Origin of the sequence: Pseudomonas sp. MPDS (genome assembly GCF_013283895.1) — a bacterium.
Classification (GTDB): domain Bacteria; phylum Pseudomonadota; class Gammaproteobacteria; order Pseudomonadales; family Pseudomonadaceae; genus Aquipseudomonas; species Aquipseudomonas rhizophila.
Map to the genome: position 1 here is coordinate 5,241,395 of NZ_CP054128.1, position 26,238 is coordinate 5,267,632.

22 protein-coding genes are annotated in these 26,238 nt (G+C 61.0%); 7 read left to right on the forward strand and 15 right to left on the reverse strand.

Annotated elements, in window-relative coordinates:
• The first annotated feature begins 91 nt into the window (after positions 1 to 91).
• Both cmoA and cmoB read left to right on the forward strand, forming a co-directional pair.
• The gene (gene cmoA, locus HQ912_RS23280; protein ID WP_139051087.1) at positions 92 to 835 is read left to right on the forward strand and encodes a carboxy-S-adenosyl-L-methionine synthase CmoA; all 744 of its coding nucleotides are present in this window, start codon (positions 92 to 94) and stop codon (positions 833 to 835) included.
• Positions 832 to 1,788 (forward strand): tRNA 5-methoxyuridine(34)/uridine 5-oxyacetic acid(34) synthase CmoB, encoded by a 957-nt coding sequence (cmoB, locus tag HQ912_RS23285; RefSeq protein ID WP_139051088.1) that lies wholly within the window; start codon positions 832 to 834, stop codon positions 1,786 to 1,788. Before cmoA ends, cmoB begins: the two co-directional genes overlap by 4 nt.
• Positions 1,789 to 2,048: 260 nt before the next feature.
• On the opposite strand, the gene tadA is transcribed toward cmoB, so the two are convergent.
• From tadA to HQ912_RS27935, 4 genes are all read right to left on the reverse strand, one after another.
• Positions 2,049 to 2,546 carry a tRNA adenosine(34) deaminase TadA gene (tadA, locus tag HQ912_RS23290; protein ID WP_047227492.1) on the reverse strand — a complete coding sequence of 166 codons (498 nt, stop codon included), beginning with the start codon at positions 2,544 to 2,546 and terminating at the stop codon, positions 2,049 to 2,051.
• Positions 2,546 to 3,922: a multicopper oxidase family protein gene (locus HQ912_RS23295; protein ID WP_173407356.1), complete on the reverse strand. Its 1,377-nt coding sequence runs from the start codon at positions 3,920 to 3,922 to the stop codon at positions 2,546 to 2,548. The genes tadA and HQ912_RS23295 overlap by 1 nt, the downstream gene beginning before the upstream one ends.
• Positions 3,923 to 4,090: 168 nt before the next feature.
• Positions 4,091 to 4,615: an AlpA family transcriptional regulator gene (locus HQ912_RS23300; RefSeq protein ID WP_173407357.1), complete on the reverse strand. Its 525-nt coding sequence runs from the start codon at positions 4,613 to 4,615 to the stop codon at positions 4,091 to 4,093.
• A gap of 3 nt (positions 4,616 to 4,618) precedes the next feature.
• Positions 4,619 to 4,894, reverse strand: coding sequence for a hypothetical protein (locus HQ912_RS27935; protein WP_260990051.1), 276 nt, complete (start codon positions 4,892 to 4,894; stop codon positions 4,619 to 4,621).
• A 494-nt stretch (positions 4,895 to 5,388) separates the two neighbouring features.
• Between HQ912_RS27935 and HQ912_RS23305 the strand changes: the two genes are divergently transcribed.
• On the forward strand, positions 5,389 to 6,288 hold the full coding sequence (locus HQ912_RS23305) for an alpha/beta hydrolase family protein (protein WP_047227594.1): 900 nt from the start codon (positions 5,389 to 5,391) through the stop codon (positions 6,286 to 6,288).
• A 268-nt stretch (positions 6,289 to 6,556) separates the two neighbouring features.
• Positions 6,557 to 8,854: an autotransporter outer membrane beta-barrel domain-containing protein gene (locus HQ912_RS23310; RefSeq protein ID WP_173407358.1), complete on the forward strand. Its 2,298-nt coding sequence runs from the start codon at positions 6,557 to 6,559 to the stop codon at positions 8,852 to 8,854.
• A gap of 183 nt (positions 8,855 to 9,037) precedes the next feature.
• Here the strand turns inward: HQ912_RS23310 and guaA are convergent, their stop codons facing one another.
• From guaA to HQ912_RS23325, 3 genes are all read right to left on the reverse strand, one after another.
• A complete protein-coding gene (guaA, locus tag HQ912_RS23315) occupies positions 9,038 to 10,615 on the reverse strand; it encodes a glutamine-hydrolyzing GMP synthase (protein ID WP_047227488.1) in 1,578 nt (525 codons plus the stop codon).
• Positions 10,616 to 10,694: 79 nt separating this feature from the next.
• Positions 10,695 to 12,164, reverse strand: a complete 1,470-nt coding sequence (gene guaB, locus HQ912_RS23320; RefSeq protein ID WP_047227487.1) for an IMP dehydrogenase — start codon at positions 12,162 to 12,164, stop codon at positions 10,695 to 10,697.
• A gap of 243 nt (positions 12,165 to 12,407) precedes the next feature.
• Complete coding sequence (locus tag HQ912_RS23325) at positions 12,408 to 12,956, reverse strand: hypothetical protein (protein ID WP_047227486.1); 549 nt, start codon at positions 12,954 to 12,956, stop codon at positions 12,408 to 12,410.
• A 151-nt stretch (positions 12,957 to 13,107) separates the two neighbouring features.
• Between HQ912_RS23325 and xseA the strand changes: the two genes are divergently transcribed.
• The 3 genes from xseA (at position 13,108) to leuA (ending at position 17,458) form a co-directional block, all read left to right on the forward strand.
• Entirely contained in the window at positions 13,108 to 14,487 is a 1,380-nt protein-coding gene (gene xseA, locus HQ912_RS23330) for an exodeoxyribonuclease VII large subunit (protein WP_047227593.1), read from the forward strand.
• A gap of 3 nt (positions 14,488 to 14,490) precedes the next feature.
• Positions 14,491 to 15,312: a peptidoglycan DD-metalloendopeptidase family protein gene (locus tag HQ912_RS23335; protein ID WP_047227485.1), complete on the forward strand. Its 822-nt coding sequence runs from the start codon at positions 14,491 to 14,493 to the stop codon at positions 15,310 to 15,312.
• Between the two features lie 466 nt (positions 15,313 to 15,778).
• On the forward strand, positions 15,779 to 17,458 hold the full coding sequence (gene leuA, locus HQ912_RS23340) for a 2-isopropylmalate synthase (protein ID WP_047227484.1): 1,680 nt from the start codon (positions 15,779 to 15,781) through the stop codon (positions 17,456 to 17,458).
• 206 nt (positions 17,459 to 17,664) lie between these two features.
• Here leuA and HQ912_RS23345 read toward each other — a convergent pair whose 3' ends face one another.
• The 8 genes from HQ912_RS23345 to ispG all read right to left on the reverse strand — a co-directional run bounded on the left by HQ912_RS23345 (position 17,665) and on the right by ispG (position 26,237).
• Positions 17,665 to 18,081, reverse strand: coding sequence for a hypothetical protein (locus HQ912_RS23345; RefSeq protein ID WP_047227483.1), 417 nt, complete (start codon positions 18,079 to 18,081; stop codon positions 17,665 to 17,667).
• Positions 18,082 to 18,151: 70 nt separating this feature from the next.
• Entirely contained in the window at positions 18,152 to 18,943 is a 792-nt protein-coding gene (locus HQ912_RS23350; protein ID WP_047227592.1) for an amidohydrolase, read from the reverse strand.
• Positions 18,931 to 20,079: a pyridoxal phosphate-dependent aminotransferase gene (locus HQ912_RS23355; RefSeq protein ID WP_047227482.1), complete on the reverse strand. Its 1,149-nt coding sequence runs from the start codon at positions 20,077 to 20,079 to the stop codon at positions 18,931 to 18,933. Before HQ912_RS23355 ends, HQ912_RS23350 begins: the two co-directional genes overlap by 13 nt.
• 236 nt (positions 20,080 to 20,315) lie before the next feature.
• Positions 20,316 to 21,788, reverse strand: coding sequence for a ribosome biogenesis GTPase Der (gene der / locus HQ912_RS23360; protein ID WP_076386232.1), 1,473 nt, complete (start codon positions 21,786 to 21,788; stop codon positions 20,316 to 20,318).
• Positions 21,789 to 21,987: 199 nt separating this feature from the next.
• Positions 21,988 to 23,139 (reverse strand): outer membrane protein assembly factor BamB, encoded by a 1,152-nt coding sequence (gene bamB / locus HQ912_RS23365; RefSeq protein ID WP_047227480.1) that lies wholly within the window; start codon positions 23,137 to 23,139, stop codon positions 21,988 to 21,990.
• The gene (locus HQ912_RS23370) at positions 23,132 to 23,773 is read right to left on the reverse strand and encodes a YfgM family protein (protein ID WP_047227479.1); all 642 of its coding nucleotides are present in this window, start codon (positions 23,771 to 23,773) and stop codon (positions 23,132 to 23,134) included. Before HQ912_RS23370 ends, bamB begins: the two co-directional genes overlap by 8 nt.
• A gap of 40 nt (positions 23,774 to 23,813) precedes the next feature.
• Entirely contained in the window at positions 23,814 to 25,103 is a 1,290-nt protein-coding gene (gene hisS / locus HQ912_RS23375) for a histidine--tRNA ligase (protein ID WP_047227478.1), read from the reverse strand.
• Between the two features lie 24 nt (positions 25,104 to 25,127).
• A complete protein-coding gene (gene ispG / locus HQ912_RS23380; RefSeq protein ID WP_003185136.1) occupies positions 25,128 to 26,237 on the reverse strand; it encodes a flavodoxin-dependent (E)-4-hydroxy-3-methylbut-2-enyl-diphosphate synthase in 1,110 nt (369 codons plus the stop codon).
• Between the last annotated feature and the right edge of the window lies 1 nt (position 26,238).

Sequence of the window (26,238 nt, forward strand, 5' to 3'; positions counted from 1 at the left end):
GAGAGCAAGCCCGGCGCTCACAAAGGCTCGCTCCCAGAGGTTTTTTGGTTAAAATGCCGGCCTTTTCACCACCCATGCCGCTGGAACTGCCGTGAGCAAAGAACCCGATCGCCTATTCGCCCAGCCCCTGGCCCAGGTGCCTGACTTCGCCTTTAACGAGGACGTGGTGCGGGTGTTTCCGGACATGATCAAGCGTTCGGTGCCGGGTTACCCGACCATCGTCGAGAACCTCGGCGTGCTCGCCGCGCAATTTGCCCAGCCGGGCAGCGTCCTCTACGACCTGGGCTCGTCCCTGGGCGCGGTGACCCAGGCCCTGCGCCGCCATGTGCGCACCGACGGTTGCCGGGTGATTGCGGTGGATAACTCGGCGGCCATGGTCGAGCGCTGCCGCGAGTACCTTAACGGCCAGGACTCGATGTTCCAGGAGTTGCTGCCGGTTGAAGTGATCGAAGGCGACATCCTCGCCCTGACGTTCCAGCCGGCCTCGGTGGTAGCGCTGAACTTCACCCTGCAATTCATCGCGCCGGATCAGCGTACCGCCTTGTTGAGCCGCATCCGCCAGTCCCTGCTGCCCGGCGGTGCGTTGATCCTCTCGGAGAAGCTGCGCTTTAACGATGAACAAGAGCACGCGCTGCTCAACGACCTGCATGTGGCGTTCAAGCGCGCCAACGGCTACAGCGAGCTGGAAATCGCCCAGAAGCGCAGCGCCATCGAAAACGTCATGAAGCCCGACAGCCTCGAAGAACACCGCGAACGCCTGCTGGCGGCCGGTTTCTCGAAAGTCGTGCCGTGGTTCCAGTGTCTTAATTTTGCCTCGTTGATTGCCCTGCCATGATTGATCTGTCTCCCCTGGCCCGCCATCTGGCCGGCACACCTCTGGCCGATTGGGCCGCGACGCTGCAAACGCAACTGGACAGCAAAATGGAAAAGGGTCATGGCGACCTGGAGCGCTGGCAGAGCGCCCTCGATGCCTTGCCAGTGCTGCAACCGACCCGGATTGACCTGCTGAACGGCCTGACCCTCGACACCGATTGCAGCGACGAAACCCGAGCACAAATGCGTACGGCGCTGATGGGCCTGTCGCCATGGCGCAAAGGGCCTTTCGACCTGTTTGGCGTGCACGTTGACACCGAATGGCGTTCGGACTGGAAGTGGTCGCGGGTCGCCCCGCACCTGGACCTGGTGGGCAAGCGCATCCTCGATGTGGGCTGCGGCAACGGTTATTACATGTGGCGGATGCTCGGTGCCGGTGCCGACACGGTGATCGGCGTCGACCCCAACTGGCTGTTCTTCTGCCAGTTCCAGGCGGTGCAGCGCTACCTCTCGCAGCCCAACGCCTGGCACCTGCCTTTCCCATTCGAGGCGCTGCCGCCGGAGCTGGAAGGCTTCGACACAGTGTTTTCCATGGGCGTGTTCTACCATCGCCGCTCGCCGATCGAGCATTTGCTGGCGCTCAAGGATTGCCTGGTCAAGGGCGGAGAGCTGGTATTGGAAACATTGGTGATCGAGGGCGACGAACATCAGGTTCTGGTGCCCGAGGATCGTTACGCGCAGATGCGTAACGTCTGGTTCCTGCCTTCAGTCCCAGCCCTGGAACGCTGGCTGCGCCGCGCCGGGTTCAGCGATGTGCGCTGTGTGGACGTGAGCTTGACCACCGTGGAAGAACAGCGCAGCACCGAGTGGATGAAGTATCAGTCGCTTAGCGACTTTCTCGATCCCGCCGACCACAGCAAAACCATCGAAGGACTGCCGGCGCCAATGCGGGCGGTGATTGTGGCGCGGAAATAAATCGCCCAGGTACCATAACCCCCCTCTGTGGGAGCGGGCTTGCTCGCGAAGGCGGCAGCACATTCAACATGAATGCAAGCTGACCCACCGCTATCGCGAGCAAGCTCAGCTCCCACAGGGATTGTGGTGAACGCAGGATCTGTGGACACCCGGGACCCCATGTGGGAGCTGAGCTTGCTCGCGATGGCGGCGGACCATTCAACATCTATGTGACTGACACGCCGCTTTCGCGAGCAAGCCCGCTCCCACAGGGTACAGCGTCAGTCTTGGGATTTGGCTCTGCGGGCCTTGAAAAACTCGCTCAACACCGCACTGCACTCGTCAGCCAACACCCCGCCCTCGAACATCACCCGGTGATTCAGAAACCCCTGGCTGAAAAATTGCCCCTGGCTCTGCACAATGCCGGCCTTGGGCTCCAGGGCGCCGTAGACGACCCGGGCGATGCGCGAGTGAACGATGAGGCCGGCGCACATGCTGCACGGCTCCAGCGTCACATAGAGGGTGCTGCCGGGCAGGCGATAGTTGCTCACGGCCTGGGCGGCGGCGCGGATGGCGACCATTTCCGCATGGGCGCTGGGGTCGTGGCCGCTGATCGGGCAGTTGAAGCCGCGGCCGATGATCTCACCGTCCTGCACCAGCACCGCGCCCACCGGCACTTCACCCAAAGCCGCGCCTTGTGCGGCGAGGCTCAGGGCTTCGCGCATGAAATCCTGGTCACGGCTGCGGTCGATGATTTTGGCGGGGCGAATCTGGCGCATCACGCCACCTCGATGGCGGCCATCAGGCCGGTTTCCATGTGGTCGATCACATGGCAATGGAACATCCACACGCCTGGGTTATCCGCCACCAGCGCCACCTGCGCCCGCTCGTTCTTGCCCAGCAGATAGGTGTCGGTGAAATACGGGATGACCTTGTGCCGGTTGGATGCAATCACCTTGAAGCTCATGCCGTGCAAATGGATCGGATGCTGGTACTGAGTCATGTTCTTCAATTCGAAAATATAGCTCTGGCCTTTTTTCAACGTGGCGATTGGCCGGTCGGCGCAGGTCTTGTCGGTGATGTCCCAGGCCTTGCCGTTGATCTGCCACAAACTCGGTGGTTTGCCGTTGTCGACATTGACCGACACCGAACCGACCCACTCGAAATTGAAGTTGAGTTTCTCGGCATTGGCCAGGTCTGGCTCGGCCACCGGGTTAGGTGGCAACGCAGGCGGCCACTGGGCCGGCGCCTCGTTGTTGGGCACGGAGCGCAAAGTGCCCAGCCGCACCGGACCATTGCGCAATGACAACTCCTCCCCGGCCGCCGGCGCCTTGATCGCCAGACAAATGCGCATGCCCGGACCCAGCCAGTATTCCTTGCCCAGCGGGCGCGGTTCGATAGGGTTGCCGTCCAACGCATAGATCTGCGCTTCAACGCCGGGGATGTTAATGCGGTAAGTGAGAGTGTTGTCGAGATTGAGCAAACGCACCCGGGTGATCTGCCCGGCCGGCAGATCAATCACCGGCAGCGGCTCGCCGTTGATAGTCGACAGACGCCCGGCCGTCCCTCCACGCGCCGCTTCACGGGGAATGCTGAAGGCGACGAACTCGCCTCGCTCATCCACATGCCAGTTCTTGAGGCTGAGGGTTTGTTCGTATTTGAAGCCGGTGGGCTCACGCTCCTCGACAATCAAAGGTCCAACAAGCCCGCGACCGAGCTCCTCGCTGCTGTTGACGTGGGGGTGATACCAATAGCTGCCGGCGTCCGGCACACGAAACTTGTAATCGAAGTATTCACCCGGCAGCACCGGCAATTGCGAGACATACGGCACGCCGTCCATCTCCAGCGGCAGACGGATACCGTGCCAGTGAATGGTGGTCGCAACCGGCAGGTGATTAATGAAGCGCACCCGCAACCATTCGCCCTGACGCACCCGCAATTCAGTACCCGGTGCCGACGGACCAAAAGCCCAGGCCTGGGTCTTGTGCCCGGCCACCAGCTCCACGTCCAGGGGCGCGGCGATCAATTCATAGTCGTGACCGGCCTCGGCATCGGCCATCTTGCCCAACCAATACCGCGACGCGCCCCCCGCCCCTACGCCCACGACAACAAGACCGGCCAGGCCACCGAGTATTTGGCGACGGGTAAAGGACATGAAGCGACCACCTCTTGAATCTGCGGCGGACCCTGGGGCCCGCAAAAGGCGAATACGATACACCTGCAATTGAGAAATATTAAGTGAAGGATTGTCGCGTCGCCCGGTCGAGCCATCATCGTCAGATGCGACAAGGGCGCCTAATGGCGCCCCAAGCGGTTCAGACCGTCACCCAACCAAAGCTTCCAACTCTCTGACAGCCAAGCCAGGTAACCGCCGCCCCTCTTTCGCAACGTTGACCTGCAAAGCCACCTGCGCCAGATCCAACACGTGCTTGGGAAGTGAATAGCTGCCCTTGGCCTGCAGCCAGGTCAGGATGTCTGCCAAGTGCCAGATAGACGAACTCCCTTCGTGCACAGGCGTCGGGAAGCTGCCAGGATGAGCCAACATCAGCTTGCGCATGTTCTGTCGAGATACGCCTACGATTTCGGCTACGTCGGTCAGCCCGACCCAATCAGGAGCAACCTCGATCAGTTTGGCCGACGGCACCGCGCGGCGGACATCGCCCAGGGCGCTAAGCACGGCCTTGCTCGCATCCGCAGCCTCCCGAGTGAACTCAAGCGCCAGCCGCCCCGGTTGCCCAATGCCTACCAGAGCGTCGTCGCAGCCAGCCTCACCCAGCCGCTCGACCAGTTCATCCGCGGGAAAGTCATCACCAGCGAGCTGATATTTCAAGGTAAAGGTGTATTCCATTTCCTAGTTCTCAGCACCGTCATCAGATTCGCGCCAATTACGATGCGCAGTGCAATTGTCCACAACGCGCCGCAATGCTCGCGCGTGATTGCCAGGGTTCTTTGGCGTGCTCCATATCGACGTAATGCAGAACTCACCGCTGCGGCAGTCCTCATCGTTATAAGGACAATAAGCCCGCCCCCAGGCGTGACTACCGCCAACTACTACACGCCAGCCCTGCGCTTCGGCATGCCTAAGCACTTCTTCGACCTCTTTCTTCGGGTGCGAGGGACGACTCATCCGTGATCTCCAGTATTCGCATGGCCCACCAGGTTGTCAATCGACAACCTTGGCCCGCTCTTCAATAGCTGCGATTCCCGCAGGCCATACCGCCCGATGATAAGCGCCTCTCGGCCCCCGCTGAGACGGTAATCGTAGCGAAACGTGACGGGAAAACCGCCTGACAGAAGCTTTCCTCAGGAGACCCGCAGATGAGAAATAGTAAGGCCAGTCAAAATGAAAAAACCCTGGAGAGGTTATCCACAGGGTTTTCCTGTACACATCGATACGGTGGTCATTCGTGCAGCATGCGCAGATAAGAGACTCTTCGCGCATCTGCTGCGTTGAATCAGCAACTTGGGGATCGAAATCGGATCTATAAATGGCGCGCTTCGAACTGGGATAGGCTGGTCGCCACATCCTGCCATCGCCGCCCTAACTTAACCAAGAACTACACCGCCAATGCCGACTTCAATGCCGATGCTGCCAATTGCCAAGGTGTGTTACGACAGATGATGAGTAGATACTTTTCCTGTCGTGGGACATTGGCTGGCTTCTATAAAGCCTGGATGGTGATGGTCAGCGCGCTTCTCATCGCCTGCCAATCGCCGCGCGAGGCACTGCAACAACTGGCTGAAGAGCACGGCCGACAATGGGAGGTCTTGCCAGGCCACGCCTTCCCCCTCCTCATACTTGCGCCGCACACTGGGGAAAAGATGACTCGCCTGCGTGTCTACCTGGAAGGCGATGGCCATTCCTGGGCGACGGCCACTCAACCCAGCCTGGATCCGAGCCCGCACAATCTGTTAGTGCCACGACTGGCGGTCGATGATCCGACACCGAACGCGTACCTGGCACGCCCCTGCCAGTTCGTCATGGCCGCAGCCTGTCAATCAGCACTCTGGACCAATCGCCGCTTTTCTCAGGAAGTGGTCACCCGTCTCAGCCAGGCGCTGGACCAACTGAAACAGCGATATGGCAATAGGGAGTTCGAACTGGTGGGGTATTCAGGTGGAGCCGCTCTCGCATTATTGTTAGCGGCACAGCGCAATGATGTTACTCAGGTGCAAACCCTTGCTGGCAATCTCAGTCCACGTCTGTGGGCGACGATGAAAGGACTGTCGCCACTCGACGGTTCACTGGATCCGCTGGACTATCGTAGTCGACTCGCCTTATTGCCCCAGCGTCATCTCATCGGAGAAGCAGACCTGATTGTTCCAGGTCGTTTAGCTGATAGGTACCAACAGGCGCTGGGCTCGCCCCTTTCCCAATACGTCCATGTACCAGGAGCCAGCCATGATAGGGGGTGGGAAGCGACATGGAGCCGGTGGGCCAAAATTCCATTGGCACATGAGAATCCTGAGATTAAGGGTGGGCACGTCCGTTTAAAAACATCCGAACACCATTCCCCCTAGTGCCTGACCCGGGCGTGACCACAACGGCGACCTTAAGTTCCGCTTATTGCTGAATAACCCTATAAAGCCTCAAAAAATAACTGTAACGTCGCATTTTTTAGCTTTTTCTTCGTCATTTATTCTTTTTATGGTGATTTGCCCTACAAGCATCGTGTAAATTTCACCGCGCTTGAATCAGCACTTCACTGACAAGCTGGCAGGGAAGCCTAAAACAGACGCTGACGCGCAGGTTGTTCTCTGTCAGTTTCTACCCTGTAAGGATACTGTCTTGAACATCTCCCACCTGCGCCGCTCGTTGTTGGCGCTGTCCATCGCGGCTGCCACTGCCACGGTCCATGCCGCACCCGCACCCGACTTCAACCACGACCTGAGCACAGGGGCATACAGCAGCTCCGGTGACGTTTTCAATAACGCCACCTTCACCGGGACGTCGCAAAACGCTGGTGTAGAGCTGACCGACGTGACCCTGGCGGGCAACCTGGTCAACCAGGGCAACATCAACCTGACGGCCGCGAACCCCAGCGACATCCCGGCCGGCATCGCCATGACCCTCAATTCCACCGTCGCTGGCGATCTGGTAAATCATGGCGACATTACGGTGAGCGGCAATGGCGCCATGGGGCTGGACCTGTATCTGGCGAATATCGCTGGCGAAGTGAACAACAACGGCAACATCACTGTGACTGGCGAAGATGCCAACGGCATGATGATCACCTCGACCCAGGCGAACATCAATAACTCGGGCACTATCACCGCTCGTGGCATCGACTCTGCGGGTATCGAGATCGAGAACGCTCGCTTTACCGGTCAGATGACAGGCGCTCCCTTCAAGAGCGATATCAACAACAGCGGGACTATCTCCGCCGATGGAGTCGGTATCCATTTTCGCAGTCTCGACACCTCCGGCGGTTTCGACATCCTCACCATCAGGCAGACAGGTGGCCTGATCGAAGGCGGCACCGCAGCAATTCTGGCGGACGACAATGCCTCCCCTTCGTATTTCTACTGGCAAGGTGGTCAGGTCAAGGGTGACCTGCTGGGCCTGAGTGGTGTGCTGGTGCAAGGGGACGCGATGTTCGATGGCTCGACCATCCGCGCCGGTTTCGTCGATATCGACGGGGGCCGCCTGACTCTGCTTCGCCCGCAGACTACGATTGTGGGCGACCTCGACATGGACAGCGAGACTGCGCGTTTGCGCCTGCTGCTGGATAACAACACACTGCCCAACACGCCGATCCTGAAAGTCACCGGCAATACCTACTTCTCTCCTGGCAGCCAGATCGAACTGCAGGCTCGCTCCGACGACTTCCGCACGTCGGGCACCCGCTACACCCTCATCAACTCTGGCACTTGGGAAGACCCGCAGAACCTGTCCGTGGTTTCCTCCTCGGCGTTGCTTGAGGTGAGGAACTTCGGCATTGAAGGTCAGGACGTGAAAGCACTGGTTGCCACCCGCAGTGATGAGGCGATCACGCAAGACCTGCTGGGTGCCCGTGGTTCGCGCAACGCGGTGAACGCCATCAATCCGTTCAAGAACACGGTCATGGGCCAGTTGGACGAAAGTGACCCGGTATTCCAGCGTTTCGCCAACGCCGCCACCAGTGAAGATCTGGCCGAACTTGCCGAAACCCTGACCCCGGACGTCAGCCGCGGGGCGATCAACGCCGCCACCAACAGCCAGAACCTGGTCGCAAGTGCCATCAACCGCCGCGCCAGCAAAGCGCGTAGCGGTCTGTCCTCCGGTGACGTCCTGGCAGAACAAGGCGTATGGCTGCAAGCGCTGTCCAGCGATGCCAACCAGGACAGCCGCCACGGTATCGACGGCTACGACGCCAACACCAACGGCATCGCCGTGGGTGCCGACGGCAAGCTCAACGCCGATACCACCATGGGCCTGGCTTACAGCTACCTGACCAGCGACGTTAAATCCGACCTGGGCCACAAAACCGACGTCAGCGGCCATGCACTGACCTTGTACGGCAACTGGACCCATGACAACTTCTTTGTCGACACCTCGCTGATGTATGGCTGGAACGACAACGAGTCCAAACGCTACATCGCCGGTACCCGCGCCAAGGCCGACTACGACAGTGAGATCTTCGGCGTCAACGCACTGGCAGGCTACACTTTCCAGCTCGACAAGCAGTGGCTGCTGGAACCACAGATCGGTGCGCGTTATGCCAACGTGTCGATTGACTCGTACCGTGAAAAAGGTAGCTCAGCCGCCCTCAACGTCGGTAGCCAGCGCTATGAAATCGGCGAAATGGGCCTGGGCGCTCGTCTGGCGGCCGCTTTTGACGTAGGTGTGGGGAGCCTGGAACCGGAAGCCAAGCTGATGGCCTGGCACGATTTCATCGGCGACAAGGCCGGCACCACCTCCACCTTCGTGCTCGGTGGTACCCCCTTCACCACCACAGGCGCGACACCGGCGCGCGACAGCTACGAGCTGGGACTGGGCGCGAACTACCGCGTGGGCGCGTGGAGCGTGGGAGGGACGTACAACTACCTGACCAGCAGTGGTTTCGACGCCGACACCTTCACTGCGAACGTGCGTTACGACTTCTGATCAACGTGTTCGTCTGAAACAACAAAACCCGCCAATGCGGGTTTTGTTGTTTGAGGCTGATGGTAAAGCCCGTAGCGTCTGGCGATGTCACCTGCCTGACTGAATATCACCCAGGTCACAATTTTGTTTCGACCTGGGACTCTCTAGTTTTTTACTTATAAAACAGAGAGTTGCGGATCAACCTTATTCCCACTCAATCGTCGCCGGCGGCTTGCTCGACACGTCATACGTCACTCGGGAGATGCCTTCGATTTCGTTGATGATCCGCCCGGAAACAGTTTCCAGCAGCTCGTACGGCAGGTGCGCCCAGCGCGCGGTCATAAAGTCGATGGTTTCCACGGCGCGCAGGGCCACGACCCAGGCGTAGCGACGGCCATCGCCGACCACGCCAACCGATTTCACCGGCTGGAACACCACGAACGCCTGGCTGACCTTGTGGTACCAGTCGGCCTTGCGCAGTTCTTCGATGAAGATATGGTCGGCGCGACGCAGCAGGTCGGCGTATTCCTTCTTCACTTCACCAAGGATCCGCACGCCCAGGCCCGGGCCTGGGAATGGGTGGCGGTAGACCATGTCGTACGGCAGGCCCAGTTCCAGGCCGAGGCGACGCACTTCATCCTTGAACAACTCGCGCAGCGGCTCGACCAGCTTGAGGTTCATTTCCTCTGGCAGGCCACCGACGTTGTGGTGGGACTTGATCACGTGGGCCTTGCCGCTCTTGGCGCCGGCCGACTCGATCACGTCGGGGTAGATGGTGCCTTGGGCCAGGTACTTGATGTTGTCCAGCTTGCAGGATTCGGCATCGAATACGTCGATGAAGGTGCGACCGATGATCTTGCGCTTCTTCTCCGGGTCGGACTCGCCGGCCAGGTTGTTCAGGAACTGCTCTTCGGCGTTGGCGCGGATCACCTTGACGCCCATGTTCTCGGCGAACATGGCCATCACTTGCTCGCCTTCGTGCAGGCGCAGCAGGCCGTTGTCGACGAAGACGCAGGTCAACTGGTCGCCGATGGCCTTGTGCAGCAACGCGGCAACCACCGAGGAGTCCACGCCGCCGGACAAGCCGAGCAGTACGTTGTCGGTGCCGACCTGGGCGCGAACCTGGGCGATGGCGTCTTCAGCGATTTTCGATGGTGTCCACAGGGCTTCGCACTCGCAGATATCGAGGATGAAGCGCGACAGGATGCGACCGCCTTGCTTGGTATGGGTCACTTCCGGGTGGAACTGCACGCCGTAGTAACGGCGATCATCGTTGAACATGCCGGCAATCGGGCAGCTCGGGGTGCTGGCCAGGATGTGGAAGTCTTCCGGCATCTTGGTGACCTTGTCACCGTGGCTCATCCACACGTCGAGGCCAAACAGGCCGTCGGCGTCGATGTGGTCTTCGATGCCATCCAGCAGGCGGCTCTTGCCGACCACGTCGACGCGGGCATAACCGAACTCACGCAGGTCGGAGCCTTCTACCTTACCGCCCAGCTGTTCAGCCATGGTCTGCATGCCGTAGCAGATACCGAAGACCGGCACGCCCAGGTCGAACACCGCTTGCGGGCAACGCGGGCTGTCGGCTTCGTGCACGGACTCGGGGCCGCCGGCGAGGATGACGCCTTTAGGCGCGAATTCGCGAATCGCTTCGTCATCCATGTCGAACGGATGCAATTCGCAGTACACGCCGATTTCACGCACGCGGCGGGCGATCAGCTGGGTGTACTGGGAACCGAAGTCGAGGATCAGGATGCGGTGAGCGTGAATGTCGAGGGCCATGACTCATTCTCATGTAGTGAATCAGAAACAACTCGGGGCTGAATGAACAGCCCCGGTGATTAACGTTTTGCTGAAGGCCTTAACCTACGCGGTAGTTCGGCGCTTCCTTGGTGATCTGTACGTCGTGGACATGGGACTCGGCCATGCCGGCGCCGGTGATGCGCACGAACTCCGGCTTGGTGCGCATCTCTTCGATGTTGGCGCTGCCGGTGTAACCCATGGAAGAACGCAGGCCGCCCATCAGTTGATGGATGATGGCGCTCAGGGTGCCTTTGTATGGCACGCGACCTTCGATGCCTTCGGGCACCAGCTTCTCGGCACCCGCGGAGGAGTCCTGGAAATAACGGTCGGAGGAGCCCTGGGCCTGGGACATGGCACCCAGCGAGCCCATGCCGCGGTAAGCCTTGTAGCTACGGCCCTGGAACAGCTCGATCTCGCCCGGCGCTTCTTCAGTACCGGCGAACATCGAACCCATCATCACGCAGGAGGCCCCGGCGACGATGGCCTTGGACAGGTCACCGGAGAAGCGGATGCCGCCGTCGGCGATCAACGGTACGCCAGTGCCTTCAAGGGCTGCGGCGACGTTGGCGATAGCGCTGATCTGCGGCACGCCGACACCGGCAACGATGCGGGTGGTGCAGATCGAGCCTGGGCCGATACCGACCTTGACCGCGTCGGCGCCAGCTTCGGCCAGGGCCTTGGCGGCAGCGCCGGTGGCAATGTTGCCGCCGATCACCTGCACTTCAGGGAAGTTCTGCTTGACCCAGCGAACGCGGTCGATCACGCCTTTGGAGTGACCGTGGGCGGTGTCGACCACCACCACGTCGACGCCGGCATTGACCAGGGCCGCGACGCGGTCGCCAGTGTCCTTGCCGGTGCCGACCGCAGCGCCTACGCGCAGACGACCCTGGTCGTCCTTACTGGCCAGCGGATAAGCCTTGGCTTTTTCGATGTCATTGACGGTCATCATGCCCTTGAGGGCGAACTTGTCGTCGACGATCAGCACGCGCTCGATGCGGTGCTTGTGCAGCAACTCGCGAACTTCGTCCTTGCCGATGCCTTCCTTGACCGTGACCAGACGCTCTTTAGGCGTCATCACCTGACGGACGGTGGCGTCCAGGCGGTTCTCGAAACGCACGTCGCGGGAGGTGACGATGCCGACCAGGTCGCCATCGTGCAGCACCGGAACGCCGGAGATGTTGTGCATGCGGGTCAGTTCGAACAGATCACGAACCGTGGCGTCAGCCTCGATGGTGATCGGGTCCTTGACCACGCCAGCCTCGAACCGCTTGACCTTGCGCACTTCGGCGGCCTGCTGTTCGATGGTCATGTTCTTGTGGATGATACCGATACCGCCTTCCTGGGCCATGGCAATGGCCAGACGGGCTTCGGTCACGGTGTCCATGGCGGCGGAAACCAACGGGATATTCAGTTCGATGCCACGGGTAAGACGGGTTTTGAGACTGACTTCGTTAGGCAGTACCTCGGAATAACCGGGCACTAGGAGAATGTCGTCGAAGGTCAGAGCTTCTTGGCTGATACGCAGCATCGCGGGGGCTCCCGAGCGGGAAAATGGAAGCGCGCCATTATATACATGCACCCCCTCTGGCTCAATGTAAAACTCTGTCTATTATTGCCGGGGTGATTGAAGGGGCTAAACACTGCCCGATTGCTACACATTCCCTTGTGGGAGCGAGCCTGCTCGCGATAGCGGTGTATCGGTCAACACCGTGCCAACTGACCCGACGCCAATCGCGAGCAGGCTCGCTCCCACAGGGGGGGAATCGCTCTCTTACAACTCCACCTTCACCCAACTCACCGGCTGATCCAGCCAGTCGGCGAACTCGTCGATAAAGTCCTGCTTGAACCCCGCCTCGAGCCAGTTGTTGAAGATAAACCCCAAATTGGAAAAGCCACACGGTTGCAGGAACAGAAACCCGTTGATGTCATCTTCATGCCCACACTCTGGGCAGGTGAAGTTGTCGGTGCGGGCCGGCATCCAGTCTTCCAGGCTTTCGAACAGCGCCTCGCCGATTTCCTTGCGGCATTCGGCGCAGCCCGCTTCCTCGAGAAAGCCTTTGGCCGGGGTATAGATGCAGCGCTTGGTGATGATTTCCAGGCCATTGACCGGTTCGCCAAACGGCAAGGCCTCAGGGTGCATGACCACCTCGCGGGCGCCGGGGGCGATGGCGTGGGCCATGCGATTGCCGGTACGCCCGCAGGTGGTCAGTTGTTCTTCGACGATATTCTTGCGCACCAGCCAGCGCACAACCGCCCGGGCCCGAGGCTCGTGGACCGGCAAGGAGGAAATTTTCGGGACGATGATGCTTTGCGAATTCATGGGACATCCTGCGGCGAATCTACGGGTGGCGACGAGCAAGCCCGCGCCCACCTTGAACCTATGGGCAATGGTGCATTGTACCGCGCCAATTCCCGGAAGGTTTTTCGGTGAACATGGAGATTGAGCCGCGAATGCCCTTATCATGCTGCCCATGATTAAAGATCCCTTTGCCCGACTGGGCCTGGACCGCGAGGTCCTGACTGTCAGCCAGCTCAACGGCCGTGCGCGGGTGCTGCTTGAAGACGTGTTCAGCAACATCTGGGTCGAGGGCGAAATTTCCAACCTTGCCCGCCCTGCCTCCGGCCATGTGTATTTCACCCTCAAGGACAGCGGCGCCCAGGTGCGTTGCGCACTCTTCCGGCAAAATGCCGCGCGGGTGCGTCAAGCCCTCAAAGACGGACTGGCGGTGAAAGTACGCGGCAAGGTCTCACTGTTCGAGGGGCGCGGCGACTATCAGCTGATTCTCGACACAGTGGAACCGGCCGGCGATGGCGCCCTGCGCCTGGCCTTCGATGCGCTCAAGGAAAAGCTCAGCGCCGAAGGCCTGTTCAGCGCCGAGCGCAAGGTGCCGCTGCCGGCCCATCCGCAACGCATCGGCATCATCAGTTCGCCCACCGGCGCGGTGATCCGCGACATCATCAGCGTGTTCCGCCGCCGTGCACCGCAGATTTCCCTGACGCTGATCCCCACCGCCGTACAGGGCCGCGAAGCCACCGCGCAAATCGTCCGTGCGCTGAAACTGGCGGATGCCCGGGGGTTCGATGCGCTGATCCTGGCCCGAGGCGGCGGCTCGCTGGAAGACTTGTGGTGCTTCAACGAAGAAGCCGTGGCCCGGGCCGTGGACGCCTGCGTCACGCCGATCGTCAGCGCCGTCGGCCATGAAACCGACGTATCCATCAGCGATTTCGTCGCTGACGTGCGCGCCCCGACCCCGTCCGCCGCTGCCGAACTGCTGGCCCCCGATGCCGGCGACCTGGTGCGCCGGGTCGAAAGCCTGCACCGGCGGCTGGTGATGCGCATGCGCGACCGCCTGATGCGCGATCAACTGCGCCTTGAAGGCCTGACCCGACGCCTGCGCCATCCCGGTGAGCGCCTGCGCCAGCAAGCCCAGCGCCTCGACGACCTGGACATGCGCATGCGCCGGGCCTTCGAGCGCAGCCTCAATACCCGCCGCGAACGCCTGATCCGCCTGGAAACCCGCCTGGCCGGGCAACATCCGGGGCGGCACCTGGCACTGCTGCGCCAACGCCTGGACAGCCTCGCCGCGCGCTTGCCCCGGGCCATGCGCGAGGGCCTGAAAGCACGACGCCTGCAACTGCACAACCAGATGCAGACGCTGCACATTGTCAGCCCCCTGGCGACCCTCGGCCGCGGCTACAGTATTTTGCTGGACGAACGCGGCCAGGCGATCCGCAACGCCGCGCAGACCCAAACCGGCCAGCGCCTGACCGCGCGGCTCGGTGAAGGCGAACTGCTGGTGCGGGTCGAAGACAATCACCTGACGCCGGTCACCCTTTCTCTATTGGATTGATTCATGCCGCGATATCTCGCCCCATTGCTCTTGCTGTGCCTGACCTTCAACGCCAACGCCGACAGTTACATCACCCGCCTGCTGAACAAACCGGTGCCCGGCGGCGTGGCCGTGGTGGACCTGGGCAGCGCGGCCCAGGCGCCAAAAGCCAGTTACCAGGGCAAACCGGTGCTGGTGGTCAAGGAAAAGGACAACTGGCTGGCGATTGTCGGCATCCCGCTGACGGTCAAGCCCGGCACCCAGCAGATCAGCAGTGGCGGCAGCACCCAGCCGTTCGTGGTCGGCTATAAAAAGTACCCCGAGCAACACATCACCCTGAAGAACAAGCGTCAGGTCAATCCGAACCCGGCGGACCTCAAACGCATCAACGCCGAACTGGCCGTGCAATTGAAGGCGTATCGCAGCTTCAGCCCGAACATCCCCAGCAACCTGCTGCTGGACAAGCCGGTCAATGGTCCGATGTCGAGCAAGTTCGGCGTGCGGCGCTTCTTCAACGGCGAAGAACGCAACCCCCACGCCGGCCTGGACTTCGCCGTGCCCGCCGGCACACCCATCAAGACTCCGGCCGCTGGCAAGGTGATCCTCACCGGCAATTACTTCTTCAATGGCAACACCGTGTTCGTCGATCACGGCCAGGGTTTCATCAGCATGTTCTGCCACATGTCGAAAATCGACGTGAAAGTCGGCCAGCAGCTCAAGCGCGGCACGGTCGTCGGCAAAGTCGGCTCCACGGGCCGGGCAACTGGCCCGCACATGCACTGGAATATCAGCCTGAACGATGCGCGGGTGGATCCGGCGATTTTTATCGGGGCATTCCAGCCCTGAGTTTTTGCGGTGAAGCTGCCGGCCTGATCGCGAGCAGGCTCGCTCCCACACTTGGATCTCTTGTGAACACAACATTTGTGACCAACAGAAAATCCCTGTGGGAGCGAGCCTGCTCGCGATCAGGCCGCTGCATCACCACCATCCAGCGAATTGCCAAGCTCAAAACATCGACGCAATTTCCAAGATCAACACTTCGAACCTGCGCGATTAAATCGCGCAAAACCGCCTAAAAACAGAACTTATCTCAATTTTTCCCGACTGCTTGCGATCCGCCCTCCGCGCGGTTAGGGTTGAAGGCATGAAAACCTCTCACACCCTCATTCAGCTTCGCCAGCACCGCAGCCTGTGCCTCGTCAGCGCACGACTGCCGGGCTGAATCGCGGCACCTCGTTCCGGCTGTAAAGCCACCCGTTCGAACCACCGGCAGGCCGCCTTTTCCCGGCCACGACAATAAAAGGATTCTGCGATGAGCATGCTCAAAGACCCGTCTTCCAAGTACCGCGCCTTCCCGACCATCAACCTGCCGGATCGCACCTGGCCGTCGAAGACCATCACCGCCGCGCCGATCTGGTGCAGCTCCGACCTGCGTGACGGCAATCAGTCGCTGATCGAGCCGATGGACGCCGCCAAGAAGCTGCGTTTCTGGAAAACCCTGGTCGCTGTGGGCGTGAAGGAAATCGAAGCGTCGTTCCCGGCGGCTTCGCAGACCGACTTCGACTTCGTGCGCACCCTCATCGAAGAAGGCCACATCCCGGACGACACCACCATCCAGGTGCTGACCCAGGCCCGTGAAGACCTGATCGCCCGCACGTTCGAATCCCTGCGCGGCGCGAAAAAAGCCATCGTCCACCTGTACAACGCCACCAGCCCTTCGTTCCGCCGCATCGTGTTCAACCAGGACAAGGAAGGCGTGAAGGAAATCGCGGTGAACGCGGCCAAGCTGTTCGTCAAATACGCCGCCCAGCAGCCAGAAACCCAGTGGCAGTTCGAATACTCGCCAGAAACCTTCAGCGCCACCGAGCTGGAATTCGCCAAGGAAGTCTGCGACGCAGTGATCGAGGTCTGGAACCCGACGCCTGAGCGCAAGGTCATCCTCAACCTGCCGGCCACCGTGGAAGTCGCGACTCCGAACGTCTACGCCGACCAGATCGAGTGGTTCGGTCGCAACATCACCCGTCGCGACAGCGTGCTCATCAGCCTGCACACCCATAACGACCGTGGCACCGGCGTAGCCGCCACCGAACTGGGCCTGATGGCCGGCGCCGACCGTGTCGAAGGCTGCCTGTTCGGCAACGGCGAACGCACCGGTAACGTCGACCTGGTGACCGTCGCGCTGAACCTCTACACCCAGGGCATCAACCCTGAGCTGGATTTCTCCGACATCGACGGCGTGCGCAAAGTGGTCGAAGAGTGCAACCAGATCCCGGTGCACCCGCGTCATCCGTACGTGGGCGACCTCGTTCACACCGCGTTCTCCGGCTCGCACCAGGATGCCATTCGCAAAGGTTTTGCCCAGCAGAAACCGGACACCCTGTGGGAAGTGCCGTACCTGCCGATCGACCCGGCCGACATCGGCCGCAGCTACGAGGCGGTGATCCGGGTCAACAGCCAGTCGGGCAAGGGCGGTATCGCCTACCTGCTGGAGCAGGAATACGGCATCAGCCTGCCGCGTCGCATGCAGATCGAGTTCAGCCAAGTGGTTCAGCGCGAAACCGATCGCCTGGGCCTGGAAATGACCGCCCAGCAGATCCATGCCCTGCTCCACAGCGAATACCTGCAAGCCAACACCCCGTACGCGCTGGTCAGCCATCGTCTGCAGGAAGAAAACGGCAACAGCGCCGTGGAAGTCGAAGTGGCCAGCAAGGGCCAGGGCGAAACCAACCTGCACTGGCGCGGCAAGGGCAACGGCGCGCTGGAAGCGCTGGTGGCCGGGCTGCCGATTCCGGTGGAGATCATGGACTACAACGAACACGCCATCGGCGCCGGCACCAACGCCAAGGCTGCGGCGTACATCGAGCTGCGGGTCAACGGTGAGCGCGCGGTGCACGGCGTGGGTATCGATGAAAACATCACTACCGCCAGCTTCAAGGCCCTGTTCAGCGCGCTGAACCGCTCCCTGAGCCAGCCGGAAGCCAAAGCGGCCTGATGGTTTAGCTGAAATGCAAAAAGGCCCTGGGGTGTGAGCCCTGGGGCCTTTTTGTTTGGCTGATGACTTGGGTGACTGTTCCGGCCTCATCGCGAGCAGGCTCGCTCCCACAGGGAATCTGAGGTGGGCACAGGATTTTGAACCCGCTGAAGATCAGTGTGGGAGCGAGCCTGCTCGCGATGGCGGCCTGTCAGGCAATACAAGTCTCAGGCATGGGTATCAATCGAAATAGTCATCGCCTGCAGCAAAGCGGCCTGCAAGGTCTGCAATGTGGCCTGGGTCGCCATGATCTGAGTCTGGATCGCCATGGCTTCCTGGGCTTTCTGCTCCTGGTTGGCCTGGCTTTTCTGCACGCGAGCCAACTGGGCTTGCTGCTCGGCCAGCAGCTTTTCAGTTTGCTCTATCTGTTTTTTCAGCTGCTCGATGACATCGCCGCTGCCGCTGGCTGGAGCACCGCCGATGTTCGCGCCACTGGTGTCAACTTTCAACTGGCGGTCTTTGTCTTCGCTGGCGTCAGTCGATACCGCAGGGCTGACTGCTGCTTCGTCTTCCGCACCCTTGATGGAAACCTTGGGTGCAGAGAGAGGGTATGGATTTACCGTGATTGCGCTGATGCTGGTCATAAGGGACTTCTCCTTGGCTGCCCCGGTTATCGGCAAACACCAGCGCTTCTGAAGGGCTGAAACGTTTCAATCAGATGAATTCAAAACGATCGGCATCCAGGTTCGCCGGAAAGCGTGCGCGGTAAGCCGCCAGCTCCGCCGCACTCAGGCACACAGTGAATACCCCGTCGGCCTCACCGGCGCTGAGCAAGGTTTCACCCTGGAAATCCAGCACCTGACTGTCACCGGTGTAGGCGAAGCCCTTGCCATCGGTGCCGACGCGGTTGACCGCCGCCACGTAGCACAGGTTCTCGATCGCCCGGGCCGGCAGCAACCGGTTCCAGTGCATGCGCCGAGCGCCGGGCCAGTTGGCGGTGTACAGCAACAGGTCGGTGTCCTCGGCGTCGCGGCTCCACACCGGGAAACGCAGGTCATAGCAAATCAGCGGGCGGATCCGCCAGCCGTTGAGTTCGAACAGCACCTGGCGCTCGCCCGGCGTGTAGTGATTATGCTCACCGGCCATGCGGAACAGATGACGCTTGTCGTAATGCAGCACTTCGCCGTCCGGTCGTGCCCAGAGCAGACGATTGCGATGGCTGCCGTCGGCGGCCTGGATAATCACACTGCCGGTGATCACCGCTTCGAGCTTCGCAGCCTGAGCCTGGAGCCACTTGTGCGAAGGACCGTTTTCCGGCTCAGCCAGGGTCTCGGACTCCATGGAAAAACCCGTGGTGAACATTTCCGGCAGGATAATCAGGTCCGCCCCGCGCGCCTGCGCAAGCAAGCCCTCGAAATGTTCCAGATTGGCCTGGCGATCGTGCCAGGCCAGGGTGGTCTGGATCAGCGCAACATTGAGATTGGGCAAGGTACTCAGATCACGCATAGTTTTTCCGCCGCTTCGCGCAGCGTCTCCTCGCGTTTGGCAAAGCACAGGCGCACCAGGCGCTGGCCTTCGGGTGGGTTCTGGTAGAACACCGAGACAGGGATCGTCGCCACGCCGTGCTCACGGGTCATCCAGACTGCCATGTCGACGTCATTGAGGTCCGGGCGGATCTGCGAGTAATCCACCAGCTGGAAATAGGTGCCGGGTACTCGCTTGAAACTGAAGCGCGAGGGGGCCAGCAAATCGCAGAACAGGTCACGCTTGGCCTGGTAGAAGTCCGGCAGTTCTTCGACGTGCTCCGGGTGATCGGCCATGTAGTCAGCCAGGGCGTACTGCAACGGCGTTACGCCGCAGAAGCTGACGTACTGATGCACCTTGCGCAGTTCCGCCGTCAGGGCCGGTGGCGCCACCACATAGCCGGTTTTCCAGCCGGTGACGTGGTAGGTCTTACCGAAGGAACTGACCACAAAGGCCCGTTGGTACAGTTCTTCATGGGCCAGGACACTGGCGTGGGCGACGCCGTCGAACACCAGGTGTTCATAGACCTCGTCACTGATCAGGTAAATGTCGCGGTCGCGAATCAGCGTCGCCAACTGGTCGAGTTCGGCGCGGCTGATCAGCGCTCCACTGGGATTGTGCGGCGTGTTGAGAATGATCATGCGCGTACGCGGGCTCAAAGCTTCACCGAGCTTCTGGAAATCGATGGCGAAATCATCCAGGCCCAATTGCACATGCACGCAACGGCCACCGGCCAACTCGACGGCGGGTTCATAGCTGTCGTAGCAAGGGTCGAACACGATCACTTCGTCGCCGCTGTGAACCACTGCCGCGATGGCGCAGAAAATCGCCTGGGTCGCACCGGGGGTCACGGTCACTTCCTGGTCGGCATCGACGGTGACGCCATAGCTGCGGGCGATCTTCGCCGCGATCTGCTGGCGCAGCGCCGGCAAACCGGTCATGGGCGAGTATTGGTTATGCCCTTGGGCGACATGCCGGCCGACTGCATCGCGCAGGGCCTGCGGACCATCGAAATCGGGAAACCCCTGGGACAGATTGAGCGCGCCGGTCTGCGCGGCGAGCTGGGACATCTGGGTGAAGATAGTGATGCCGACATTCGGCAACTTGCTGGTGATCATTGGGGGTTTCCTGCGTCTAACCCGGCTCTGGTGCGGCGCGGGAGAGGTCGAGGATAGCCCAATCGCCGGGCATGAAAAAGGGTGCCACCAAGGGCACCCTTCTTACGCTGACACAACTCATACCCTGTGGGAGCGAGCTTGCTCGCGATGGCGGTGGATCAGCATGCATCCCTGTTGATGTACTGCCGCTATCGCGAGCAAGCTCGCTCCCACAGTGGAACTGCGGTGACTATCGATCAGCGTTTATCACGACGCTTCTTGTCAGCCTTCTTATGGTGCGACATCAAGCGGCGCTTCTTGTTGACCTGACGGTCGGTGAGCGTGTTCTTGTTGCCTTCGTACGGGTTCTCGCCGCCCTTGAACTCGATGCGGATCGGCGTGCCGACCAGCTTCAGGACGCGGCGATAAGTGTTTTCCAGATACCGGACGTACGACTTGGGCACCTTCTCGATCTGGTTACCGTGAATCACGATGATCGGCGGGTTGGCGCCACCCAGGTGAGCGTAACGCAGCTTGATCCGGCGGTTGTTGACCATCGGTGGCGCGTGCTCGCCGACGGCGTCTTCGAGGATCTGGGTCAGACGGTTGGTCGGCCAGCGGGTGACCGCCGACTTGAACGAGTTCTGCACCGACGCGTAGAGGTTGCCCACGCCCGTACCGTGCAAGGCCGAAATGAAGTGGATGTCGGCGAAGTCAACGAAGAACAGGCGACGCTGCAGTTCAACCTTGACGAAATCCCGTTCGCTAGGTGTCATGCCGTCCCACTTGTTGATCGCGATGACCAACGCACGGCCGGCTTCCAGGGCGAAGCCCAGCAGGTTCAGGTCGTGATCGACCACGCCTTCGCGGGCGTCCATCACGAAGATCACCACGTTGGCGTCTTTGATCGCCTGCAGGGTTTTGACCACGGAGAACTTTTCGACTTCTTCGTGGATCTTGCCGCGCTTGCGCACACCGGCAGTGTCGATCAGCGTGTACTTCTCTTCGTTGCGCTCGAACGGGATGTAGATACTGTCGCGGGTGGTGCCGGGCTGGTCGTATACGATGACCCGGTCTTCGCCGAGCATGCGGTTGACCAGCGTCGACTTGCCAACGTTAGGGCGGCCGATGATGGCGATCTTGATCCCGTCTTTTTCGCTAGGGCCAGGAATGCGCTTGGCTTCCTCGCCTTCGGCAACGATTTCTTCTTCACCGTCTTCCGGTTCGTCTTCGTCGTCTTTGGGGAAATCAGCCAGGGCGATTTCCAGCATCTGGGTGATGCCACGACCGTGGGCGCCGGCGATCGGGATCGCCTGGCCCATGCCCAACGGCGCGAATTCAGCGCGAGCCATGTCCGGGTCGATGTTGTCGACCTTGTTGGCCACCACGTAGGAACGCTTGTTACGTTTGCGCAGATGCTCGGCGATCATCTGGTCGGCGGCGGTAAAACCGGCCTTGGCGTCTACCAGGAACAGCACCACATCCGCTTCTTCGATGGCGAGCAGCGACTGCTCGGCCATTTTTTCGTCCATGCCGTGTTCATCACCGGAGATGCCACCGGTGTCGACCAGAATATAGGTACGCCCTTGCCACTTGGCCTCACCGTATTGGCGATCACGGGTCAGACCGGACAAGTCGCCGACAATAGCGTCGCGAGTCCTGGTCAGGCGGTTGAACAAGGTGGACTTGCCGACGTTCGGTCGGCCCACCAGGGCGATTACGGGAACCATGCGGCTCTCCACTTCGTTATTTCAGAAAATACAAAAGCCGCTGCGAGGCAGCGGCTGGTGCTCGGGGGCCATCCTGTGGGAGCGAGCCTGCTCGCGAAAGCGTTGGATCAGTCGACATCCATGCCACTGGACCACCGCATTCGCGAGCAGGCTCGCTCCCACAAAAATGAAGCCGCTTGGGATTAACCCAAGCATAGTCTTACTTGATGGTCAGGGCTTCCAGTTTGCCGCTGTTGCCATACACATAAATCATGTTGCCCACCACCAGCGGACGGGCACGCAGGCCGTCGCTGTCGATGCGCTCACGGCCGACGAAACGACCGTCCACCTGGCTGAGCAGGTGCAGGTAACCTTCCAGGTCACCGACTGCAACGTAGCTGGAGAACACTTCCGGGGCCGACAGTTGACGACGGGCCAGGGAGTCGTTGCTCCACAATGCGGTGGTGGAACGCTCGTCGACGCCTTCAACCGTGCCCGAGGACAGGCTCACGTAGACGCTGCCCAAACCCTCGGCGACGCCGGCGTAGCTGGACGCATCGCGCTGCCACAGCGGGCGACCGCTTTCCAGGTCCAGCGCCGCAACGCGTCCCTGGTAGCTGGCAACGTACAGCGTACTGCCAGACAACAGCAGGCCGCCGTCGATGTCGACCACGCGCTCCAGTTCCGAACGGCCCTGTGGGATGGCCACGCGCTGTTCCCAGACCGGCACGCCGTTGGAAATATCCAGGGCCACCACTTTACCGGTCGACAACCCGGCCACCGCGAGGCGGTTGGTGACGATCGGCGCACTGGTGCCGCGCAGGGTCAGTACCGCCGGGGTGCTGTCGTACAACCAGCGCTGCTCGCCAGTGGCGGCATCCAGACCGATCAGGCTGTCATCCTGGGTCTGTACCACGACCACGTCACCGTTGGTGGCCGGCGGTGCGAGGACTTCACTGGTCACGCGAGCGCGCCATTTCTCTTCACCGCTGCTGGCGTCCAGGGCCACGATTTCGCCCTTGAGCGTGCCGATCATGACCAACCCGTAACCCACGCCAACGGCGCCGGAAACGGGCAGTTCGAGATCCTGCTCCCACTTGACGTCGCCATTGGTGCGATCCATCGCCATCACCACGCCAGTGACGTCGGAGGCATAGATAGTGTCGCCATCGATGGCTGGCACCAGCATGTTGTAGGTTTCACCCTGGCCGTCACCGATGGAGCGACTCCATTGCTTCTGCAGCACGACTTCTTCTTTGAAGTCGGTCAGTTCGGCCGGTGGCAGTTCTTTCTTGCTGTTGCTGCTGCAACCCGCGGCCAGAATGGCCAGAGCCAGCAATGCTGCATGTTTCCAACGGATCACGTCACGCATCCCCTTTGGCCAGGTCGTCCAGCTTGATTTGCAGGCCACCGACCGCGGCTTCATCCGACAGCGCAGCCTTGGCTTTTTGGTAGGCCGCATGGGCCTCATCAGCACGACCAAGCTGTACCAGCAGGTCGCCCTTGAGTTCTTCACGGGTCGCCAGGAACGCCTTGTCGGCATCACCGTCGAGCAGCTTCAACGCATCTTCGGCCTTGTTCTGCGCCGCCAGCACCTGCGCCAGGCGCTGACGCGCCACTTCGCCCAGGGTCGGGTTGACCGGCTTGTCGACAATGGCCTTCAGCTCGGTGGCGGCGTCGTCCAGCTTGCCGGTGTCTACCGCGACCTTGGCCACGAACAGACGGCCATATTGCGCGTAGGCCGTGCCGCCGAATTCGTTGTCGAGCTTGCCGGCCAACTCCGCCACGCGGGCAGCGTCAGGCTTGCCGTCCGGGGTCAGGGTGGTTTCCAGCAACTGCTGATAGAGCATCGAAGCGCCTTGCGCCTGGTTGCTCTGGTATTTCTGCCAGGCCTGCCAGCCGAACACGATGACCAGCGCCAACAGGCCGCCAGTGACCAGCGGCTTGCCGTTGCGCGTCCACCAGTCCTTCAAATCCGCCAGCTGTTCATCTTCGGTACTCGACACCCCAATACTCCTTAATCGCTAAATCGGCTGTTTGACAGCTTCAACCCTGCACGACGCAGGTGGCCAGGTGTGCGGCAAGCGCATCCCAGGCAATGCTTTGTTGTTCGCCCTGGCCACGCAGGGGTTTGAAACCTACCACTTGCTGGGCCAATTCGTCGTCACCGAGAATCAGTGCATACAGCGCACCGCTCTTGTCGGCCTTCTTGAACTGGCTCTTGAAGCTGCCGCCGCCGGCGTTGATCTGCAGGCGCAGGTTGGGCAACTGGTCGCGAACTCGCTCGCTCAGCGCCAGGGCCGCCAGTTCGGCTGCTTCGCCGAAGGCGCACAGGTAAACGTCGACCTGACGGGCGATTTCCTGCGGGATCTTGTCCAGCGTCTCAAGCATCAACACCAGACGTTCGATGCCCATGGCAAAACCCACGCCCGAGGTCGGCTTTCCGCCCATCTGTTCCACCAGCCCGTCGTAACGGCCGCCGGCACACACAGTTCCCTGGGCGCCCAACTTGTCGGTGACCCATTCAAAGACGGTCTTGCTGTAGTAATCCAGCCCGCGGACCAGCTTCGGGTTGATGACATAGGGAATACCGACGGCATCCAGACGCGCCTTCAGCCCCTCGAAGTGCGCACGGGATTCATCGTCGAGGTAATCAGCCATTTTCGGCGCATCGACCAGGATCGCCTGCGTGTCGGCGTTCTTGGTATCCAACACCCGCAGCGGATTGGTCTTGAGGCGGCGCTGACTGTCTTCGTCCAGCTTGTCCAGGTGAGCGGACAGGAACTCCACCAGCGCTTCGCGGTAGCGCCCACGGGACTCGCTGGTGCCCAGGCTGTTGAGTTCGAGCTTGACCGCATCACGAATGCCCAGCTCGCCCCACAGGCGCCAGGTCAATACGATCAGCTCGGCGTCGATGTCCGGACCGTCGAGGTTGAATACCTCCAGGCCTATCTGGTGGAACTGGCGATAACGACCTTTCTGCGGACGCTCGTGGCGAAACATCGGGCCGATGTACCAGAGTTTCTGCACCTGGCCACCACCGGTAATGCCGTGCTCGAGCACTGCACGCACGCACGCCGCCGTACCTTCGGGGCGCAGGGTCAGCGAATCGCCGTTGCGGTCTTCAAAGGTGTACATCTCTTTTTCGACGATGTCGGTCACTTCGCCGATGGAACGCTTGAACAGTTCGGTGAACTCGACGATCGGCATGCGGATCTGCCGGTAACCGTAGTTATCCAGCAAACGCGCCACGGTGCCCTCGAAATAGCGCCACAGGGGCGTCTGCTCGGGCAGGATGTCGTTCATGCCACGAATGGCTTGCAGGGACTTGCTCACAGGTAATCCTTAAATTCGTTCGACTCAACCACGCGCGATTACAGCAGCGTCGGCTTCGACCTTTTCGGCCGCTTTCTGGCGGATCAGCCGTTCCAGTTCATCCACCAGATTGTCATTCGTCAGTTTCTGCGACGGCTTGCCGTCGATGTAAATCAGGTTCGGTGTACCGCCGGTGAGGCCGATATGGGCCTCCTTGGCTTCACCCGGCCCGTTGACCACGCAACCAATCACCGCGACATCCAGCGGCACCAGCAGGTCTTCCAGGCGCCCTTCCAGCTCGTTCATGGTCTTGACCACATCAAAGTTCTGCCGCGAGCAGCTTGGGCAGGCGATGAAGTTGATGCCACGGGAACGCAGGTGCAGGGACTTGAGAATGTCGTAGCCGACTTTCACTTCCTCCACCGGATCGGCCGCCAACGAGATGCGGATGGTATCGCCAATTCCTTCGGCGAGCAGCATACCGAGGCCGACGGCGGATTTCACCGTGCCCGAACGCAACCCACCGGCCTCGGTGATGCCCAGGTGCAGCGGCTGGACGATTTCCTTGGCCAGCAAGCGATAGGCTTCGACGGCCATGAACACGTCGGAAGCCTTCACGCTGACCTTGAAGTCCTGGAAGTTCAGGCGCTCCAGGTGCTCGACATGGCGCAGGGCCGACTCCACCAGTGCAGCCGGGGTCGGTTCGCCGTATTTCTTTTGCAGGTCTTTTTCCAGGGAACCGGCGTTGACGCCGATGCGGATCGGAATACCACGGTCGCGGGCGGCATCCACCACCGCACGCACGCGGTCTTCGCGACCGATGTTGCCCGGGTTGATGCGCAGGCAGTCCACACCCAGCTCGGCCACGCGCAGGGCGATGCGGTAGTCGAAGTGAATGTCGGCCACCAACGGCACTTTGACCAACTGCTTGATTTTGCCGAACGCCTCGGCGGCGTCCATGTCCGGCACGGAAACCCGCACGATGTCGACACCGGCGGCTTCCAGTCGGTTGATCTGCGCAACGGTGGCGGCCACGTCGTTGGTGTCGCTGTTGGTCATGCTTTGCACAGCGATGGGCGCATCGCCGCCAACAGGAACGTTGCCGACCCAGATCTTTCGCGATTCGCGACGTTTGATTGGAGATTCGCCGTGCATG

Coding starts and splice junctions, on each gene's coding strand:
- guaA (WP_047227488.1), bottom strand. CDS start 10,615: ATGGCCCTCGACATTCACGCTCACCGCATCCTGATCCTCGACTTCGGT.
- HQ912_RS23305 (WP_047227594.1), top strand. CDS start 5,389: ATGAGTAGATACTTTTCCTGTCGTGGGACATTGGCTGGCTTCTATAAA.
- HQ912_RS27935 (WP_260990051.1), bottom strand. CDS start 4,894: ATGAGTCGTCCCTCGCACCCGAAGAAAGAGGTCGAAGAAGTGCTTAGG.
- cmoB (WP_139051088.1), top strand. CDS start 832: ATGATTGATCTGTCTCCCCTGGCCCGCCATCTGGCCGGCACACCTCTG.
- HQ912_RS23295 (WP_173407356.1), bottom strand. CDS start 3,922: ATGTCCTTTACCCGTCGCCAAATACTCGGTGGCCTGGCCGGTCTTGTT.
- leuA (WP_047227484.1), top strand. CDS start 15,779: ATGAGCATGCTCAAAGACCCGTCTTCCAAGTACCGCGCCTTCCCGACC.
- tadA (WP_047227492.1), bottom strand. CDS start 2,546: ATGCGCCAGATTCGCCCCGCCAAAATCATCGACCGCAGCCGTGACCAG.
- HQ912_RS23345 (WP_047227483.1), bottom strand. CDS start 18,081: ATGACCAGCATCAGCGCAATCACGGTAAATCCATACCCTCTCTCTGCA.
- HQ912_RS23300 (WP_173407357.1), bottom strand. CDS start 4,615: ATGGAATACACCTTTACCTTGAAATATCAGCTCGCTGGTGATGACTTT.
- xseA (WP_047227593.1), top strand. CDS start 13,108: ATGATTAAAGATCCCTTTGCCCGACTGGGCCTGGACCGCGAGGTCCTG.
- HQ912_RS23350 (WP_047227592.1), bottom strand. CDS start 18,943: ATGCGTGATCTGAGTACCTTGCCCAATCTCAATGTTGCGCTGATCCAG.
- HQ912_RS23355 (WP_047227482.1), bottom strand. CDS start 20,079: ATGATCACCAGCAAGTTGCCGAATGTCGGCATCACTATCTTCACCCAG.
- der (WP_076386232.1), bottom strand. CDS start 21,788: ATGGTTCCCGTAATCGCCCTGGTGGGCCGACCGAACGTCGGCAAGTCC.
- guaB (WP_047227487.1), bottom strand. CDS start 12,164: ATGCTGCGTATCAGCCAAGAAGCTCTGACCTTCGACGACATTCTCCTA.
- HQ912_RS23335 (WP_047227485.1), top strand. CDS start 14,491: ATGCCGCGATATCTCGCCCCATTGCTCTTGCTGTGCCTGACCTTCAAC.
- bamB (WP_047227480.1), bottom strand. CDS start 23,139: ATGCGTGACGTGATCCGTTGGAAACATGCAGCATTGCTGGCTCTGGCC.
- HQ912_RS23325 (WP_047227486.1), bottom strand. CDS start 12,956: ATGAATTCGCAAAGCATCATCGTCCCGAAAATTTCCTCCTTGCCGGTC.
- ispG (WP_003185136.1), bottom strand. CDS start 26,237: ATGCACGGCGAATCTCCAATCAAACGTCGCGAATCGCGAAAGATCTGG.